At 33.8% G+C, this 757-nt stretch carries 1 protein-coding gene; it reads right to left on the bottom strand.

Annotation, left to right across the window (positions count from 1 at the left end; genetic code table 11):
- Window positions 1-294: 294 nt before the first annotated feature.
- Window positions 295-498: a hypothetical protein gene (locus tag QVO88_RS02390; protein ID WP_022286934.1), complete on the bottom strand. Its 204-nt coding sequence runs from the start codon at window positions 496-498 to the stop codon at window positions 295-297.
- Between the last annotated feature and the right edge of the window lie 259 nt (window positions 499-757).

The following is a 757-nucleotide window of genomic DNA, read 5'->3' as shown; positions in this document are numbered from 1 at the left end:
TTGTCTATTTGTATTGTACTTGATAGCGGTTTTTGTAACTCCGTACTTAAGAGCATATTTCACAAGGCTTTCACGATACTTTGCAAGCTGATTAGAAGTTTTCATTTTCAATCGTCCTTTCATCATAACCACAGGTAAAGAGGGGGAATCTTGAACGGCGTTCCCCTCTTGTGAATCATTGAAATCATTGAAATGTTGAAAACTTGAAAGCTGTTGTTTCCAACATTCCAACAATTCCAACAATCCGCAATTCACCCCCAGCCGTTCGCATGATAGATTTCACATAGATAATATCTATATAATCGGTGTAAGAGGTAAACTTTCATAGTCAAACATTTCAAAAGATGCAGTTTCATCATCAAAATCTCCAACAGCAATATATTCACCATTTTCACCAGTAATATGATGTTCATCACAATATCTTCTGCACTCTCCAATAGTTTCGCCGAAGAATATTTCATTACCATACTCATCAACAACTAATGCAACTTCTCTCATTTTTATTTACCTCGTTTCTCTATTTGTTTTATCAATGCCATTATAACACGTATATACGTATATTACAATAGGCAAATTACACGAATATACGTATAATAATTTGTACAAAATATACGTATTGACGTATTAGTGAAAGTGTGATATACTTAGGCAAAGGAGTGATTTCAATGTCAAAAGTAAAATTCACAACAACGATTGACCAAGACATTCTTGAAAAAGCGAAGATACAAGCAATCAAGGAGAAAACAAGTGTAGCAAA

It is taken from the genome of Ruminococcus sp. CAG:57 (genome assembly GCF_000435935.1).
Taxonomy (GTDB): Bacteria; Bacillota; Clostridia; order Oscillospirales; family Ruminococcaceae; genus Hominimerdicola; species Hominimerdicola aceti.
The sequence above is the reverse complement of the archived record's forward strand: the minus strand, read 5'-3'. Positions and strand labels throughout refer to the sequence as shown.

Excerpts from the sequence above, each read along its gene's own strand:
- QVO88_RS02390 (WP_022286934.1), bottom strand. The coding sequence starts at position 498 with ATGAGAGAAGTTGCATTAGTTGTTGATGAGTATGGTAATGAAATATTC.